The sequence below is a fragment of the Bradyrhizobium sp. BLXBL-01 genome (assembly GCF_051853025.1).
Lineage (GTDB): Bacteria > Pseudomonadota > Alphaproteobacteria > Rhizobiales > Xanthobacteraceae > Bradyrhizobium.
The window spans coordinates 3656473-3674049 of record NZ_CP182471.1; the positions used below are offsets into that span (position 1 = coordinate 3656473).

15 protein-coding genes are annotated in these 17577 nt (G+C 64.1%); 5 read left to right on the forward strand and 10 right to left on the reverse strand.

Annotation, left to right across the window (positions count from 1 at the left end):
• The first annotated feature begins 115 nt into the window (after positions 1-115).
• Positions 116-3508, forward strand: a complete 3393-nt coding sequence (locus ACNJYA_RS16955; RefSeq protein ID WP_439366986.1) for an AAA family ATPase — start codon at positions 116-118, stop codon at positions 3506-3508.
• A gap of 366 nt (positions 3509-3874) precedes the next feature.
• Here ACNJYA_RS16955 and ACNJYA_RS16960 read toward each other — a convergent pair whose 3' ends face one another.
• A complete protein-coding gene (locus ACNJYA_RS16960; RefSeq protein ID WP_439366988.1) occupies positions 3875-4783 on the reverse strand; it encodes a LysR substrate-binding domain-containing protein in 909 nt (302 codons plus the stop codon).
• A 109-nt stretch (positions 4784-4892) separates the two neighbouring features.
• Here ACNJYA_RS16960 and ACNJYA_RS16965 point away from each other — a divergent pair, with 109 nt between their 5' ends.
• The 3 genes from ACNJYA_RS16965 to ACNJYA_RS16975 all read left to right on the forward strand — a co-directional run bounded on the left by ACNJYA_RS16965 (position 4893) and on the right by ACNJYA_RS16975 (position 7271).
• Positions 4893-6266: an FAD-binding oxidoreductase gene (locus ACNJYA_RS16965; RefSeq protein WP_439366990.1), complete on the forward strand. Its 1374-nt coding sequence runs from the start codon at positions 4893-4895 to the stop codon at positions 6264-6266.
• Between the two features lie 105 nt (positions 6267-6371).
• The gene (locus tag ACNJYA_RS16970; RefSeq protein ID WP_439403290.1) at positions 6372-6605 is read left to right on the forward strand and encodes a hypothetical protein; all 234 of its coding nucleotides are present in this window, start codon (positions 6372-6374) and stop codon (positions 6603-6605) included.
• Positions 6606-6617: 12 nt separating this feature from the next.
• Positions 6618-7271 carry a GNAT family N-acetyltransferase gene (locus ACNJYA_RS16975; protein WP_439403291.1) on the forward strand — a complete coding sequence of 218 codons (654 nt, stop codon included), beginning with the start codon at positions 6618-6620 and terminating at the stop codon, positions 7269-7271.
• Positions 7272-7369: 98 nt separating this feature from the next.
• Here ACNJYA_RS16975 and ACNJYA_RS16980 read toward each other — a convergent pair whose 3' ends face one another.
• From ACNJYA_RS16980 to topA, 8 genes are all read right to left on the reverse strand, one after another.
• A complete protein-coding gene (locus ACNJYA_RS16980) occupies positions 7370-7723 on the reverse strand; it encodes a DUF3551 domain-containing protein (RefSeq protein WP_439366994.1) in 354 nt (117 codons plus the stop codon).
• The gene (locus ACNJYA_RS16985; protein ID WP_439366996.1) at positions 7630-7860 is read right to left on the reverse strand and encodes a DUF3551 domain-containing protein; all 231 of its coding nucleotides are present in this window, start codon (positions 7858-7860) and stop codon (positions 7630-7632) included. Before ACNJYA_RS16985 ends, ACNJYA_RS16980 begins: the two co-directional genes overlap by 94 nt.
• A 283-nt stretch (positions 7861-8143) precedes the next feature.
• A complete protein-coding gene (gene rpmG / locus ACNJYA_RS16990) occupies positions 8144-8311 on the reverse strand; it encodes a 50S ribosomal protein L33 (RefSeq protein WP_007603295.1) in 168 nt (55 codons plus the stop codon).
• A 126-nt stretch (positions 8312-8437) separates the two neighbouring features.
• Complete coding sequence (locus ACNJYA_RS16995) at positions 8438-9763, reverse strand: LLM class flavin-dependent oxidoreductase (RefSeq protein WP_439403292.1); 1326 nt, start codon at positions 9761-9763, stop codon at positions 8438-8440.
• Between the two features lie 244 nt (positions 9764-10007).
• A complete protein-coding gene (locus ACNJYA_RS17000) occupies positions 10008-10760 on the reverse strand; it encodes an NUDIX hydrolase (protein WP_172783387.1) in 753 nt (250 codons plus the stop codon).
• 32 nt (positions 10761-10792) lie between these two features.
• Positions 10793-11233, reverse strand: a complete 441-nt coding sequence (locus ACNJYA_RS17005; protein ID WP_439403293.1) for a DUF983 domain-containing protein — start codon at positions 11231-11233, stop codon at positions 10793-10795.
• Positions 11227-13575 (reverse strand): ribonuclease R, encoded by a 2349-nt coding sequence (gene rnr, locus ACNJYA_RS17010; RefSeq protein ID WP_439403294.1) that lies wholly within the window; start codon positions 13573-13575, stop codon positions 11227-11229. Before rnr ends, ACNJYA_RS17005 begins: the two co-directional genes overlap by 7 nt.
• A gap of 7 nt (positions 13576-13582) precedes the next feature.
• Positions 13583-16330, reverse strand: coding sequence for a type I DNA topoisomerase (gene topA / locus ACNJYA_RS17015; RefSeq protein ID WP_439403295.1), 2748 nt, complete (start codon positions 16328-16330; stop codon positions 13583-13585).
• A 323-nt stretch (positions 16331-16653) separates the two neighbouring features.
• Here topA and ACNJYA_RS17020 point away from each other — a divergent pair, with 323 nt between their 5' ends.
• Positions 16654-16797 carry a hypothetical protein gene (locus tag ACNJYA_RS17020; RefSeq protein ID WP_257187439.1) on the forward strand — a complete coding sequence of 48 codons (144 nt, stop codon included), beginning with the start codon at positions 16654-16656 and terminating at the stop codon, positions 16795-16797.
• Positions 16798-17075: 278 nt separating this feature from the next.
• On the opposite strand, the gene ACNJYA_RS17025 is transcribed toward ACNJYA_RS17020, so the two are convergent.
• A complete protein-coding gene (locus ACNJYA_RS17025; protein ID WP_439403296.1) occupies positions 17076-17546 on the reverse strand; it encodes a winged helix-turn-helix transcriptional regulator in 471 nt (156 codons plus the stop codon).
• Positions 17547-17577: the final 31 nt, after the last annotated feature.

Genomic DNA, 17577 nt, shown 5'->3' on the forward strand with positions numbered 1-17577 from the left:
TGTCTGCTTCCTGGCCATTGTGAGTTTGATCATGCTTGGCGCTTGGTAGGCGGCTGACGAAGAGAATCTTGAAAGAGCGCGCTCTGAAGATTCGCCCATAGACCGACGCGAACTCATGTCGGTCGGAATTCGATCGGGTGCGGCCATGGATTGCGCGAATTGCGGCAGAGTCAATCCGGAGGGAACGAAGGTCTGCGGCGATTGCGGCGCGCCGCTGTTCGTTCGCTGCCCTGCGTGCGGGGGCGACAATCCGACGGGCAAGAACTTCTGTGGCGACTGCGGTGCCGCGCTCACGCCGACCGTACCGCCAAACGTGATGACAGGGGCCGGCGCATCGACGTCCATCGTGGCACCGGTCACGGAGCGCGCAGGCTTGTTAGCCGCACCAAGTTCTTCCGCCGAGCGTCGTCAGCTCACAGTGATGTTCTGCGATCTCGTCGGCTCGACGGCACTGGCGACAAAGCTCGACCCGGAAGATCTACGGGACATCATTGCTGAGTACCGCGATAGCGTAGCGGCGGTCGTCCGCAAGTACGGTGGCACCGTCAGCCGTTACATCGGCGATGGCATGCTCATCCTGTTCGGTCATCCTTCAGCGCATGAGGACGATGCCGAACGCGCAGTGCGCGCTGCGCTTGAGATCGCCGCGACCAGGCACGCGCCGGGAGCCCCACCCGAGCTCGAGCTGCGCGTTCGTCTTGGGCTCGCGACTGGCCTCGTCGTCGTAGGTGACCTTATCGGCAGCGAAGCGGCGGAGGCGCAGGCAGTCCTTGGCGAGACGCCGAACCTTGCCGCTCGACTGCAAGCGCTCGCCGAACCGGATGGGGTCGTCATCGCTGAGGACACGCGGCGGCTCATCGGCGGGCTCTTTGACTACGAGAATCTCGGCGCCGTGACGCTGAAGGGTTTCGCCGCACCGGTGCAAGCCTGGCGGGTGCTTCATGAGGGAACAGCGGAAAGCCGCTTCGAGGCATTGCACCCTTCGGTCCTCGCCCCGCTGGTTGGGCGTGAGGAAGAACTCGCGCGGTTGGAGCGGAGCTGGAGCCATGCGCGGGCGGGCACCGGTCAAGTCATGCTGCTCGTCGGCGAGGCGGGGATCGGCAAGTCGCGCCTCGTTGCGGCTCTTCAGGAGCGTATCGAGCGGGAGCCGCACACCTGCTTGCGCTACTTCTGCTCGCCTCATCATCAGGAAAGCGCGCTTTACCCCTTCACCGCACAACTCCAGCGGGCGGCAGGCTTTGATCGTGAGGACACACCGACGACCAAGCTCGACAAACTTCGAGCGCTCCTATCGCCTGCATTGCCGCCCGACGAGGACGTGGCGATCCTGGCCGAGTTGCTGTCGATCCCGAACGATAATCTATACTTGCCGGTTACGAGTACGCCGCAACAAAAGAAGGAGAGAAGCTTCGCCGCTCTGGTTCGCCAGCTTGAAGCTCTCGCGCAAAAATGTCCAATCATGATCGTGTTCGAGGACATGCAATGGATCGATCCAAGCTCGCGCGAGCTGCTGGACCGAACCGTCGATCGCGTAGCAAGCCTACCGGTTTTGGTCTTGATCACCTACCGCCCCGAGTTCCAGTTGGTATGGACCGGAAAGCCGCATGTCAGCTCGCTCGTGCTGAACCGGCTTGACCAGAAAGCGGGCGCTGCGCTGATCCGGAGCGTGGCAGGTGGCCAGACGCTGCCGACCGAAATCGTCAATGAAATTGCCGAACGAACGGATGGCGTGCCGCTGTTCGTTGAGGAGTTGACCAAAGCGGTGCTCGAAACGAGCCCCGAGGGTATCGCGCGAGCGATCTCCTTCGCGCCGCTGCCCGGACTTGCCGTACCGGCCACGCTACATGCTTCGTTGATGGCGCGGCTCGACCGGATTGGCCCGATCGCCAAGGAGGTGGCACAAATCGGCGCGGCTATCGGCCGCGAGTTCTCCTACGATCTACTGGCCTCGGTCGCACAGCGGTGCGACAACGAGTTGCGGGCGGCGCTCGACCGGCTGATCAACACCGGCCTCGTGTTTGGGAGTGTCGAGCCGCCCGACGCCAATTTCTTGTTCAAACATGCACTGGTCCAGGATGCGGCATACGGCACAATGTTGCGCGGCCAACGCCGCGAGCTGCACGCGCGGATCGCTGGCGCACTGGAGGAGAGGCTTGCCAGGGGCATCCAAGAGCAGCCGGAAATCCTCGCCCACCACTGCGGACATGCGGGCCTGGCCGAAAAGGCGGTTTCCTATTGGCAGGAGGCTGGTGAGCGTTCAAAGGCTCGATCGGCAATGACAGAAGCAATCGCGCAGATGCGAAAGGCGCTCGATCTGCTATCCCAACTGCCGGATACTCCCGCGCGCCAGCGCACCGAAACCGACCTTCAGCTCGCGCTTGGCGGTGCACTGATCGCCGCGAAGGGCCACGCGGCCGAAGAGACCGGCAGGGCCTACGCCCGGGCGCGTTGCCTCTGCGAGGCACTCAACGACACGCCGAACCTGCTCAAGGCACTCTGGGGCGAGTTCGTGCATTATCACGTCCGTGGTGACACGGACCGATCGCATCGCATCGCCGAGAATCTGCTTGATTTGGCCGGACGACAGAACGATGCGGCCATTCTTGTCGCCGGTCATCGGGCAGTCGGCGATAGCTGGCTTCATCGTGGACAATTGGCCTTGGCGCGCAGCCATCTCGAGCGGGGGCTCGCCCTTTACGATCCGGCGCAGCAGCGCTCTCTGACGGCCCTGTTCGCAGAAAACGCCCGCGTGGCGATGCTTTCGTTCCTCTCGCTGACATGTGGCCTTCTTGGCTTCGCCGATCAGGCGCGCGTGCAGAGCAGTGACGCCCTGGCAGAGGCCCGCGATTCGTCGCACCCGATCAGCCTCGCATTCGCGCTGAGCGTTGCCTGCCGATTGCATTTCGTGCTCGAAGACGCGGGCATGGTTGGGCGACGGGCGGACGAGCTGGTTGCGCTCACCACCGAGCAGCGCTTTGCCTTCTTTCTCGCGATGGGGACGGCATATCGCGGCTGGACGCTGGCCGAAGCCGGCGACCCCGAGGCCGGGGTGGACTTGCTGCGGCGCGGCATCGAGGGATTCCAGGCGTCCGGCGCAGCATGGACTCTTCCGTTCTACCTCGCGCAGCTCGCAGCAGCCGAGGCAAAGGCAGCACGATTTGAAACCGGGCTCGGCCAACTCTCCGACGCCTTGGCACTCACCCAGAAATCGGGGGTGCGGTGGTTCGAGGCCGAGCTGCATCGGCGCCGAGGCGAGTTGATGCTGAGGGCTCGGCCAGGCGCCGAGGCCGATGCGGAGACCGAGTTTCGCCACGCCATTGCGATTGCTCACCAGCAGGAGGCGAAACTCTGGGAACTTCGCTCCGCCGTCAGTCTCGCCCGGCTCTGGCGTGATCAGGACAGGGGTGATGAAGCACGCGGTCTTCTCGCGCCGGTCTACGGTTGGTTCGACGAGGGCTTCGATACCCGCGACTTGAAGGAAAGCAAGGCGCTGCTGGAAGAACTCTGAGTGTGACACGTGGAACTTATCGTCAGCGCGCTCCATTGGAGCTCCGAAGCGTTCTCGGGTTTGGCGACTCCCTGTGCTGCCGACGAGGAAGGCAAACGCCGGAATGTTCAACGGCAATACGGCTGTCCACGGCAGGAGCCGTGAGGTTTCGTGCCGTTCACCCACGCCTTCGGCAATACCACCAGGGATGACCGGCTAAAGATCACGACCGGTGCATCGTCACTCGGTAGCACGCCTCGGCAGCCTTAGCGCCATTGGCCGGCCGTGCCGGGCGAGGTCTTGCCAATGAGGGCGACGGCATTCAAGCCCTGAGGGTCGGCCATCGCGAGAGCTTGCCCTGCCATCCGCATCCCTTCCGAACCCGGATCAGGTACTCGACCGCAACCACTGCGAAAAGACCCGAATGGTCCGCGCGCGCGGATGGCTTGGCCTGCTGACCACATAGAAGCCATAGCCGGGCAGGCTCAACGAGAATGCCTTCACGAGCGTGCCGGTGGCGAGGTCGTGCGCCACGAGCACATCACTGAAGATCCCGACGCCCTGTCCGCTGATCACCGCCTCGATGGCGTGCAGTTCTTCCCGGAAACTCAAGTGCTGCAGGTCCTTGTATGGGGGCACCTCGCGCCACCGGCGCTGGGCCGCACCAAGCCATCTCTGCCACGTCGGTGGCTCGCGATCGGCCGGCGACCAATAGGAGTGGATCAGAACATGCTTTGCGAGGTCGACTGGTCTCTTCAGGCGTCCCGTTGAAAGCAAATCCGGACTGCAGACCGGCCAGAACGTATCGCTGAAGAGCTCATCGACGATCCCGTCTGTCGGCGGTACGCGGCTGGTCGCATAGCGAATGGCAACGTCACTATCTCCGGCCTGCAGATCGAGCACCGTGTCAGTGCCGATCACTTCCAGCGGCACGTCGGGATGCAACTTCCGCCACAGGGGCAGGCGGGGCACGAGCCAGCGGCTGGCGAAGGCGTTGGTCGTCGTCACCCGGAGCGGCTGCTGGTCACCTTCCTCCTTGACGGACGCAATGGTAGCGGCAAACGTCTCGAGCCCGCCGCGAATGGCCGGAAACAGCCGCGCGCCGGCCTCGGTCAACGAAAGCGGACGTGGTCTGCGCCGGAACAAGGCGCGGCCGCAATACTGCTCGAGCAAGCCGATCTGGTGGCTGATCGCGGTTGGCGTGACGCCGAGTTCTGCCGCGGCTTTCTTGAAGCTCAGATGACGGGCGGCAGCTTCGAAAGCGCGGAGCTCGATCAGGGGAGGCAGCTTGTGCATGCGCGGTCAGTCTAGGTGAAATCAGTTCATCGTCACCTGAATTCTTCGGATTTGCTCTGAGACAGCCCAGGATCGAGGATATGGCGGGTCAAGCTGAGGAGCCCATGTCATGTCCATCGCATCTATTGCCAGCGCTGCCGCCGAACTTGGCGCCTCCTTCGGAGGAGAACTGCTCAAGCCAGCAGACGAGGGCTACGACGAGGCGCGCAAGGTCCACAACGGGCTGGTCGACAAACGGCCAGCATTGATTGCCAGGTGCCGCAGTGCGGCCGATGTCGTGGACGCGGTGACACTTGCGACCAAGCTCGGCCTCGAGGTCGCGGTTCGCGGCGGCGGCCACAATGTGGCGGGGCGCGCAACCATCGACGGCGGGATCATGATCGACCTCTCACCCATGAAGGGGATTCGGGTCGACGCCATCGGCAAGACCGTATGGGCGCAGGGCGGGGTCACCTGGGGCGAGCTCAATCGAGAAACGCAGCTTCACGGACTTGCGGTGACCGGCGGCGTGGTCTCGACCACCGGCATCGCGGGTCTGACGCTCGGCGGAGGGCTGGGCTGGCTGATGGGCAAGTACGGCCTCGCATTGGACAATCTGCGGGCTGTCGAACTCGTCACGGCCGATGGCAAGGTTCTGCGGGCCAGCAAGCAAGAGCAGCCCGATCTGTTTTGGGCCGTGCGCGGCGGCGGCGGAAACTTCGGGATTGCCACCAGCCTCGAATACGACCTCCATAAGGTAGGGCCGGTCATCACCGGCGGCCCGATCGTCCACCCAATCGAGCGCTTCCGCGACGTGCTGGAATTTTTCCGGACCAGCACGCGATCGCTCACGGACGAGCACATGCTGTTCGCATCCCTGACCCATGCCCCCGACGGGTCCGGCAGGGAGGTCGCGGCCCTGGTCACCAGCCACTGCGGTGAAGTTGCCGAGGCCGAACGAGCGATGCAGCCGCTGAAACAGTTCGGAACTCCGATTCTGGATGCAGTCGGACCGATGACCTATTGCGACCTCAACCGGATGCTCGACGCCAACTATCCGAAAGGCGCCTTCAACTATTGGAAGTCGAACTTCCTCGTGGAGCTGAGCGATGGGGCGATTGCGACGATGATCGAATGTTTCGCCCGCTGCCCGACTCCCATGGGGCAGCTGCTGCTCGAGCATATCCACGGTGCCGCGGCCCGCGTGGATGCCGGGGATACGGCGTTCGTGCATCGGCAGGAGGGCTACAATTTCCTGATCCTCGCGCAATGGACGCAGGCCAGCGATACCAGCCGCAGCATCGCGTGGGCACGCGCAACCTATGAAAGGATGCGGCCCTTCTTTGCGTCCGGACGCTATGTCAATTATCTCGATGATGACGAGACAGGCGATCCCGTTGCCGCTGCCTATGGGCGGAATTACCGCCGCCTGCAGCAGATCAAAGCGAAATACGACCCTACGAACTTCTTCCGGATGAACCAGAACATCCGGCCGCTTGCTTGATTGCCGGCTGATGATTCCTCGCTCTCGTCAGGATGTGAGTAGAAACCAAGCCGCGACCTGATCCAAAGTGGGTGGGCCGAGCTGATGTCCGGGAGGGACTTGACAATGGCGGTCGTGTGCAGGCCCGCTCGCATCGACGACTTGAAGCAGGCCGATGACCTCGTCGTCGCCAGCATCAACGAGCTCACTGAACGGCGGGGGTTCGGGAAGATGGCATCCTCTCGCCCGCCGAATTTTCAGGCCTTCTCGCTGGCGGATGATCCCGAAGGCTTATGGGTGGCCGATGATGACGGAGAAATTGTCGGCTTCGCGTGGAGTTGGGTCTGTGGCGAGCTTTGATTCCTGGCTCAATTGTTCGTCGCGCCGGATCGTCAGAGCGATGGCATTGGCAATCAACTCATCAACAAGGCGTTCGCGCATGCAGACATGCGCGGAGCACCCATCAGGGCACTGATCACCTTCACGTTCAACAACGTATCTCAAGGCCTCTACATCCGCCACGGACTGTTCCCGCGCTTTCCGATCTACATGGTCAGCGTCCCTCGCGACCGCCTGGCGCCACGATTGGCTGCGTCGCGGCTCCGTCTTGAATCTCTCATGGCCGACGCAATCGCATACGACGAGCTGGCGGCGATCGATGTCAGTGCTGTCGGCGTTTCCAGGGAGAAGCACCATCGATTTCTCCTGGGCGACAGCACGACGCGCGGATTCACCATCCACGCCGGCAATGAGTGCGTCGGGTATGTCTATATTTCGGCTGGACACATTGGTCCGCTTGCAGTCCGCAGGCCAGATCTCGTTGACGCCGCTTTTGCCACTGCGTTGTCGTTCGCGGCACAGACCGATTGTCCAACCATTTCGGCCTTTGTGCCGGGCGCGAGCGAGCCAGCGCTCAAGGCTGCGACCGACCACGGGATGCGTCTGACGTTCCCGATGCTGCTGATGTCGAACAGACCGTTCGGAGATTGGGGCAGCTACCTCCCGCGAAATCCGGGTTTCATGTAGGGGATTCAACCGAGAAGGCTGGCGTCGCGGGGCAGGCAGGAAGGCTACGGAATGATGGCTGGATCGCCGCTCGTTCCGGGCCGGGTCATGCTCTAGCCTTATCGGGACCGCGGGCTGCGCTCTGGATGGAGCGGCCGTTGCGCATAAGGGTTATCCATGCACATGGCCGAAAGGCCCGCAGCGCTCGCTCTACACTCGTCCCATGAACGATACTGGCAGGAAATCCAGGTGACGCCGCCCCATTCCCATCTCTGCATGCATACCGGATAGTTGCCGCCGAACCGCTGTGCTGCGGCTGGGCTGGGCGCGGACATGGTGATCAAGACAAAGAGGAGACAGGCAGGCGCGCGCATCATGATCAGCGCGGCCGGGGCGGAGGCGGCTGCTTGAACCTCACGCGCGGGTTCACGTCGCAATAGGTGTTCCATCGCCCGGACGCCGACGCCAGGCATTGTTCTCGCGTCGAATACATGCATTCGCCGGGAAAGCCGAGGTGTCCGCCGACCACGCACCAGGGATAGGCGCGCTCAGCGTTTGCTGCGGAAGAAAATCCGATGACCATGACGACAATCAGTAGGGCGATGCGCATGCGATCTCCATCATGTCAACTGAGCGGCAACGCCAGAGGTTCGCCTTCGAAAAATAGCCGCTTGATGATCGTGGCTCAAGCATAATGGCCTAAGCTGGTTAGAGGGGCAGGCAACAATTCCGTGTCGCACTGCATCGTTCCTGCCAACGTTCGACGGCTTGTCGCCGGTGCTTAGGAACGTCCGCAGGGCTTGGTAGCTGGCCCAGGGACACGCGAACACGCGCGCCAAAACAGCAACGGGGCCCGAAAGGGCCCCGTAAAAATCCTTGGCGCTGCGCCGATCTTACTTGATCTTGGCTTCGCGGAATTCGACGTGCTTGCGTGCGACCGGGTCGTACTTCTTCTTGACCAGCTTGTCGGTCATGGTGCGCGAATTCTTCTTGGCGACGTAGTAGAAGCCGGTGTCGGCCGAGGACACGAGCTTGACCTTGATGGTGACCGCTTTGGCCATGTTCTGAACCTCAGAATATCAGGGGGAATCTGGAGCCGGCCAAACGGCCCGCGTTGGCCGGCAACCTAGCCAGAAACGGCGGGAAGTCAAGGTTTCAGGGGACAGAAACCGCTCAAATCGGGCCCATCAGGCCTCGAAGAACCGGTTTTTCGGCCGGGGCAGGCCCAGATTCTCCCTCAAGGTGGGCCCTTCATAGTCTTTGCGGAAAATCCCGCGCCGCTGCAGCTCCGGGACCACCTTGTCGACGAAATCGTCGAGGCCGGCGGGCAGGAACGGGAACATGATGTTGAAGCCGTCGGAGCCGCGCCCGACCAGCCATTCCTCCATCTGGTCGGCGATGGTCTTGGCCGTGCCGACGAAGGACAGGCCGCCATAGCCGCCGACGCGCTGGGCGAGCTGGCGCACGGTGAGCTTCTCGCGGGCGGCGAGGTCGACCAGGCGCTGCCGGCCGCTCTTGCTGGCATTGGTCTCGGGGATCTCGGGCAGGGGGCCATCGGGATCGAAGCCGGAAGCGTCGGTGCCGAGGATGACGGAGAGCGAGGCGATGGCGCTGTCGTAATGCACGCGGCTGTCGAGCAGAGCGCGCTTCTCCTTGGCTTCATCGACGCTGTCGCCCACGACGACGAATGCGCCGGGGAGGATCTTCAGGTGCTCGGGGTCGCGGCCGATCTTCTCCATGCGGCCCTTGATGTCGGCATAGAGTTTTTGGCCGTCGGCGAGGCTGCCGCCGCCGGTGAACACGGCTTCCGCAGTCTCGGCGGCGAGCTGCTTGCCGTCTTCGGAGGCGCCGGCCTGCACGATCAACGGCCAGCCCTGCACGGGGCGGGCGATGTTGAGGGGGCCACGCACTTTGAAGTATTTGCCCTTGTGGTCGAGCGTGTGCATCCGGGCGGGATCGAAGAACAGGCCGCTCTCGACGTCGCGCACGAAGGCATCGTCGGCGAAGGAATCCCAGAGGCCGGTGACGACATCGTAGAATTCGCGGGCACGCTTGTAGCGCTCGGCGTGCTCCATATGGTCGTCGAGGCCGAAATTCAGCGCCGCATCCGGGTTCGAGGTGGTGACGATATTCCACCCCGCACGGCCGCCGCTGAGATGGTCGAGCGAGGCGAAGCGGCGCGCGACGTGATAGGGCTCGTCGAACGTGGTCGAGCCGGTCGCGATCAGGCCGATGCGCTCGGTCACCGCCGAGAGCGCCGACAGCAGCGTGAACGGCTCGAACGAGGTCACGGTGTGGCTGCGCTTGAGCGCGTTGATCGGCATGTTCAGCACGGCGAGGTGATCGGCCATGAAGAAGGCGTCGAATTTGCCGGCCTCGAGCTTTCGGATCAGCGTCTTGATGTGCGAGAAGTTGAAATTGGCGTCGGGCCAGGCCCCGGGATAGCGCCAGGCGCCGGTGTGGATGCTGATCGGGCGCATGAACGCGCCAAGCTTGAGTTGCCGTTGTGCCATCGCCCGGTGTCCGTTCTTGGTGACGCTCGCAAAGACATAGGCATGAGCGGGAACTCCGCCATTGGGGGAGACGGGAAGAATTTTTTGTTTTTCGCAGCTCTCTCAGCACGTCATTCCGAGGCGCGCCTCTTGGCGCGAACCCGGAATCCATCGAACTGCGGAGACGGTGGATGAATGGATTCCGGGTTCGCGCTTCGCGCGCCCCGGAATGACGGAGGAGAGAGCCGTGTCCCGCAATCTCAACCTAACTCAAGACATCCTTCTGCATCTTGCCGCCGTAGAAATGGAAAAACGGCACTGGCGCGTCGTGGCGGAGCGGGCCGGTGGCAAGACGGGTGTCGAGCTCGTTGAGCACGTTACGCGTCATCGGATGCAGATCGGCGAGCGGCTTCGAGCCGAGCTCGACCCAGACCAGCTCGACCAGCTCGGCATCGGCATGGATCACGCCCTCGACGCGGTGGGTGATCGCGGAGGCATCGGCGGTGAAGAAGCGCGTGTCGAAGCGCTTGACGCGGCCGGGCGGGGTGATCGCGCGGGCGATCAGGAACAGGCCGGAGGGATCGGGCAGCAGGCCGGCATCCGCGAACGGCTTCCAGGGGCCGTCGAGCTTCGGCACCTTGCCTTCGGCCTTGCGGCCGAGGCAGAGGCCGGTCTCCTCGCAGGCTTCGCGGATCGCGGCAATGGCGAGCGATTTCGCGCGCGAGGCCGGCGTCTTCGGGCTGCCCTTGGCGAGATTGGCTTCCAGCTCCGCAGTGATGGGCGCAGCGCAGGGCACGCGATAGTCGGCCTTGTCGACGCGCCCGCCGGGGAAGACGAATTTCCCGGGCATGAACACCACCTTGTCGTGGCGCTTGCCGACCAGCACTTTCGGAATGGCGCCGCTGCGGTCGACCAGGATCAGCGTCGCCGCATCCCGGGGACGGAAATAGGGATGGTGGTCGGCTTCCTTTTCCTCGTGGACCTTTGCCTTTTCCGCAACCTGCGCAATATCCGTCATGTCCTCACCCGAACTCTTCTTGCTTATTTTGCCTATACCGGCGGAATACCATCCGGAGGGTTGTCGTCAAACCCGTGCATGCGCAGAGCCCATTGCAAGCCGACCACAGCTCCCTTCACCGGCTGCAAGAGCGCGAGCGAGGCGACGAAGGTGAAGGGCAGATAGGCGGCGAAGCTGATCCAGACCGGCGTGGTGTAATTGGTCTCGATCCACAAAACGGCCGGCACGACGATGTGACCGACAATGACGATGACGAGATAGGCCGGCAGATCGTCGGCGCGATGAGGGGTGAAGTCGAGGCCGCATTTGCCGCAATGATCGGCGGTCTTCAGGAAGGCGCGGAACAGCTTGCCTTGCCCGCAGCGCGGGCAGCGGCCGCGAAAGCCGCGCTTCATTGCCGTCATGACATCGCGCTTCTCGACGAGCCCGTTCTCGCGCGTCCAGATCTTTGGGGCCGTCCTCATCGTCACCACGCCTTGCCCTTCTTGCCCTTACCCTTGTTCTTTGCTTTGGCCTTCTTCCCCTTGCCGGACTTTTGCTTCTCCGGCTTGCGTTTTCTCTCCGGGCTGCGTCCGGGATGCGCTTTGGACGACTTGCGCTGCGGACGCAACGGCCTGCGCTGGCGCGTGCCGCTGTCGCTCTCCGACGACAGCAGCTCGAAGCGCAGCGCGCCCGCGATCGGAGCGGCCTCGATCAGGCGGACGTCGACGACGTCGCCGAGCTGGTACATGGTGCCGCTGCGTGTGCCGACGAGAGCATGGCGGCCCTCGTCATAGTTGAAATATTCCGTGCCGAGGGATCGGATCGGGATCAAGCCGTCGGCGCCCGTCTCGGAGAGCTTCACGAACAGGCCGGCGCGGGTGACGCCGGAGACGCGGCCCTGGAAGCTGGCGCCGATGCGGTCGGCGAGGTGATGGGCGATCAGGCGGTCGACGGTCTCGCGCTCCGCCTTCATCGCGCGCCGCTCGGTCAGCGAGATATGCGCGGCGACTTCGCTCAAGCTTTCCGGCGTCTCGCTGTCGGGCAGGGCGCCTTCGCCGAGCCCGAGCGCACGGATCAGCGCGCGGTGCACGACGAGGTCGGCATAGCGGCGGATCGGCGAGGTGAAATGCGCATAGCGGCGCAGGTTCAGGCCGAAATGGCCGTAGTTCTCGGATGAGTACTCGGCCTGCGCCTGGGCGCGCAGCACGACTTCGCTCACCAGCGGGTAGTAATCATGGCCTTCGAGCTGAGCCAGCACGCGGTTGAACGTGGTGGGGCGGAGCGCGCCCGATTTGGCGAAGGGAACGTCCAGCGTCTCCAGGAATTCCGCGAGCGCGTGGACCTTTTCCAATGTCGGCTCGTCGTGCACGCGGTAGATCAGCGGGAGCGATTTCTTCTCCAATGTCTCCGCCGCGGCGACATTGGCGAGGATCATGAACTCCTCGATCAGCTTGTGCGCATCGAGACGCTCGGGGACCACGACGCGGTCGACCGTGCCGTCGCTCTTCAAGAGGATCTTGCGCTCGGGCAGATCGAGGTTGAGCGGATCGCGCTCGTCGCGCGCGCGCTTGGCGCAGGCGTAAGCCGCATAGAGCGGCCTCAGGATCGGATCGAGCAGGGGGCCGGTGGTGTCATCAGGCCGACCGTCGATCGCGGCCTGCGCCTGCGCGTAAGCGAGCTTGGCCGCCGAGCGCATCAGGATGCGATGAAAACTGTGCGAGCGCTTGCGGCCGTCGGGGCCGAGCACCATGCGCACCGCCAGCGCGCCGCGCGGCTCGCCCGGCACCAGCGAGCAGAGATTGTTGGAGATGCGCTCGGGCAGCATCGGCACGACGCGGTCGGGGAAATAGACCGAATTGCCGCGGTCGAGCGCGTCGCGGTCGAGTGCCGTGCCAGGGCGCACGTAGAAGCTGACGTCGGCGATGGCGACGTTGACGATGAAGCCGCCCTTGTTGTTGGGATCAGGATCCGGCTCGGCATGCACCGCGTCGTCATGATCCTTGGCGTCGGGTGGATCGATGGTGACGAGCGGGACGTCGCGCCAATCTTCGCGGCCCTTCAGGTTGGCGGGCTCTGCAGCTTCCGCCTCGCGCTCCGCAGCGGAGGAGAACTGCAAGGGAATGTCGTGGGCGTAGATCGCGATCAGGCTGATCGCCTTCTCGGACTTGACCGAGCCGAGCTTCTCCTTGACCCGGCCGGAGGCGAGGCCGAAGCCGCGGGTGCGGACGATGTCGACGCTGACGAGGTCGCCATCCTCGGCGCCGCCGGTGTCGGTCCTGGCGATGTTCAGCTCGCGGTCGGCGAACTTCTTGTCGACCGGGACCAGCCGCCCGCCGCCCTCGGGCAGGCTGCGGAACACGCCGAGAATGCGGCTCTTGGCCTTGTCGATCACCTTGATGATGCGGCCGCGATAGGCGGGGCCTTCGTCATCATCGCTGCGCTCGACGCGCAGCAGCGCGCGGTCGCCGACGCCGGCGGCGGTGCCGGGCTTGGGCCGACGCGGCATCTCGATGAGGATCTTTGGCGGCTCGCCGTTCTCGACCTCGTCCCATTCGGCGGGGGAGGCGATCAGCTCGCCATCGGAGTCTCGGCCGGTGATGTCGGCCAGCAGCGTCGGCGGCAGCGCGTCCGGCTCGGAGACCTTGTGGCGCTTCTTCTTGATGATGCCGTCGTCGGCGAGCTCGCGCAGCATGCGCCTGAGCTCGGCGCGATCGGCGTTCTTCAGGCCGAACTCGCGCGCAATTTCGCGAGTCCCGACCTTTCCTGGATTTGCCTTGATGAAGGCGACGATGGCTTGCCTGTCGGGAAAGCCACGGTCTTTCTTTGGTTTCACTTAACCTCTAATTCTTGCCGGCACTCTTCTTGGCCGGAGCCTTGGTGGCGGCTGCCTTGGTCGGCGACGTCTTTGTAGCAGAAGTCTTGGCGGTCGACGGCACGGGAGCGCGCGCCTTGCTGGTGGATTCGGATTTGGATTTGGCCGCGGCTTTTTTCGCAGCCGGCTTCTTCGGCTTCGGTGCGGCGTCCTCGCCGTCCGCAGCCTTCTTGGTCTTGGCGGGCTTTGCAGCCTTCTTGGCCTTGCCGCCACCTTTGGCCGCGCGCTCGTCGATCAGCGCGATCGCCTGCGGCAGCGTGATCGTGTCCTTCTCGAACTCGGCCGGAATGGTCGCGTTGACGCCGCCGGCCGTGACATAGGCGCCGTAGCGGCCGCTCTTCACGGTGACGGTGCCGAGCGTCGGATGATCGCCGAGCGCCTTGCCGGGATCGGCGCCGAAGCGGCGGCTCGGGCCCTTGGCGACCTTCTCGGCGATCAGCGTCACCGCGCGGTTGAGGCCGATGTCGAACACCTCGTCGCCGGCTTCGAGGCTCGCATAGGTCTTCTCGTGCTTCACGAACGGTCCGAAACGGCCGAGGCCGGCGATGATCGGCTGGCCGGTTTCCGGATGCTTGCCGATCTCGCGCGGCAGCGACAAGAGCTTCAGCGCAAGCTCGAGGTCGACGTCGCTGGGCGATGTGCCCTTGGGGATGCCCGCGCGCTTGGGCTTCTCGCCTTCCTCGTAATCCTTCTGCTCGCCGAGCTGGATATAGGGGCCGAAGCGGCCGGCCTTGACCCAGACATCGCGACCCGTTTCGGGATCCTGACCGAGCGAGCGGTCCGCGGTCGTTTCGCCGTCGGCGGCGAGCTGACGGGTGTAGCGGCATTCCGGATAGTTCGAGCAGCCGACGAAGGCGCCGAACTTGCCGGCCTTCAGGTTCAGCCGGCCGGTGCCGCAATTCGGGCATTGCCTGATATCGCCGCCATCGGCGCGAGGCGGATAGATGTGCTGGCCCAGCATGTCGTCGAGTACGTCGAGCACCTGCGCGACGCGCAGATCCTTGATGTCGTCGACGGCGCCGATGAAGCCGGTCCAAAAATCCTTCAGCACCTGCTGCCAGGAGATCTCGTTGTTTGAGATGCGGTCGAGCTGCTCTTCGAGGCTGGCCGTGAAATCGTATTCGACGTAGCGGGCAAAGAAGCTTTCCAGGAACGCGACCACGACGCGGCCCTTGTCCTCGCCGTGCAGGCGCTTCTTCTCCAGCTTGACGTAGCCGCGGTCCTTCAGGACCTGCAGGATCGAGGCGTAGGTCGAGGGACGGCCGATGCCGAGCTCTTCCATGCGCTTGACCAGCGAAGCCTCGGAGAAGCGCGGCGGCGGCTCGGTGAAGTGCTGGGTGACCGACAGGCTCTGCCGCTTCACGGCCTCGCCCTGGCTCATCGCGGGCAGGCGGCGGGAATCCTCGTCCTCTTCGTCGTCGCGGCCTTCCTGGTAGAGCGCGAGGAAGCCGTCGAACTTCACGACCTGGCCGGTGGCACGCAGCTCCAGCGTGCGGCCACCTGCCTTCGCCGTGATGTCGACGGTGGTGCGCTCGAGCTCGGCGGATTCCATCTGGCTCGCGATGGTGCGCTTCCAGATCAACTCATAGAGCTTCGCCTGATCGGCATCGAGCTTGCGGCTCATGCTGTCGGGGCGGCGGGAGAGGTCGGTCGGGCGGATCGCTTCGTGCGCTTCCTGGGCGTTCTTGGCCTTGGCCTGGTACTGACGCGGGGTATCCGGCACATAGGCGTTGCCGTAATCCTCGCCGATCACCTTGCGCGCCTGGGTGATCGCTTCGGGGGCGATCTGCACGCCGTCGGTACGCATATAAGTAATGAGTCCGGTGGTCTCGCCGCCGATGTCGATGCCCTCATAAAGACGCTGGGCGATGCGCATGGTGTGCGCCGGCGCAAAGCCGTATTTCCGGCTGGCTTCCTGCTGCAGCGTCGAGGTGGTGAAGGGCGCCTGCGGATTGCGCCGGGCCGGCTTGGCGTCGACCGCGGTGACGGCGTAGGTCGCCAGCTCGAGCGCTTTCTTGAAGTCTTCGGCTTCCGCGCCGGTGCCGATATCGAGGCGCTGGATCTTCTTGCCGTCGGCGCCGACGAGGCGTGCTTCGAAGGCATCGCCCCGCGGGGTGAGCAGGGTCGCGATCAGCGACCAATATTCGCGCGGCACGAACTTCTCGATCTCGAGCTCGCGGTCGCAGACGAGACGCAGCGCCACCGACTGCACGCGGCCAGCCGAGCGGGCGCCGGGCAGCTTGCGCCACAACACGGGGGAGAGGGTGAAGCCGACGAGGTAATCGAGGGCGCGGCGCGCCATATAGGCGTCGACCAGCGCGCCGTCGATCTCGCGCGGGTGCTTCATCGCCTCGGAGACCGCCTGCTTGGTGATGGCGTTGAACACCACGCGCTCGATCTTCTGATCCTTCAGCGCGCGCTTCTCCTTCATCACCTCCAGCACGTGCCAGGAGATGGCTTCGCCCTCGCGATCGGGGTCGGTCGCGAGAATCAGGCGGTCGGCGCCCTTCAGCGACTTGGCGATATCATTGAGCCGGCCGGCCGCCTTGGGGTCGACCTCCCAGATCATCTTGAAATTGGCGTCGGGATCGACGGAACCGTTCTTCGCCGGGAGATCGCGGACATGGCCGAACGAGGCCAGAACCTCGTAGGACGAGCCCAAATACTTGTTGATCGTCTTGGCTTTCGCCGGCGACTCCACGATAACGATATTCATGTAGTTCCAGTAACTTACGGGAAAATCTTGGGCCGAAAACGAAAGGATTCGGGTCGGCCGTTTCGACCCGAACATGGGTGGTGAGGCGGTCGCTGTCAAATCGTGGGGTGTTGAAAGCCGCCGCGATGGGAAAAGTTTCATATCGAGAAAGTTGCAAAATACCACCTTGGAGTTGCGGTTGATGTGGGCGTAATGTCCTGTCGGGGCATGGATTCGGGTGGGGTCTGGTGACTAGGCCAGGAAAGAAACGGGCGCGCGCTGGATCAGGCGCGCCGGGGGGCTCGCGCAACGAGGAACCGGGGGAGGGCGGCGCGGACGAAGCCGTGGCCTTCATCGCCGAGCAGACCGGCGCCCTGCGCAAGTTGGCCGAGCGCCACAAGCTGGATGTGCTGCATTATCTCTTAGGCATGACTCAGCTCGAGGCCGACGAGCATCTGCGGCTACGGACCAGGCGCAAGCTGTCGTGAGGGTGGGGCCTTTGTCCCGTCGTCCTGAGGTGGGAGCCTTGAGATGCGAATGCATCGCAAGCCGAGCCTCGAAGGATGAGCGGCCCCGCTGATGCAGCCGGGCCGTCGCCCTTCGAGGGCCGCTGAAGAACGGCCACCTCAGGGTGACGGTGATAGTATCGAGCGCGCTGCGCTAACCCCGTCATTGCGAGCGCAGCGAAGCAATCCAGAGTCTTGCCGCGGGAGGCAGTCTGGATTGCTTCGCTGCGCTCGCAATGACGGGGTGGCACCACTTGGGACTATGACGCCGACCTTCGCCGCGGCGTCGGCCTCGGCTTCAGCGTCGTGTCCGCCGGGTTGAGCAGGCGGCCGTCTTCGGCGTGCATTTCGAGCTTCTTCACCGGGCGGCCCTTCTCGCGATCGACCCGGATGGTCGCGATCTCCTCAGGGCGGTCATCGAACTCCTCGCTCCATTGCCGCAGCGCGACCAGGATCGGGAAGGTGCCGCGGCCCTTCGGCGTCAGCACATATTCCTGATAGGCGCTGCCGTCGGAGGCGGGGGCGGTTTCCAGAATGCCGTGATCGACCAGCGACCGCAGCCGCGTCGCCAGAATGTTCTTGGCCATGCCGAGCTTGTTCTGAAACTCGCCGAAGCGGCGGACGCCGAACAGCGCCTCGCGGATGATCAAGAGCGACCACCAGTCGCCGAGCGCATCCAGCGACCGCGCGATCGGGCAGGCATCGCCGGCAAAGCTCGTCCGTTTCACCATTTCGTCCGTCCTGTCGTGTTCGCACGGCGCC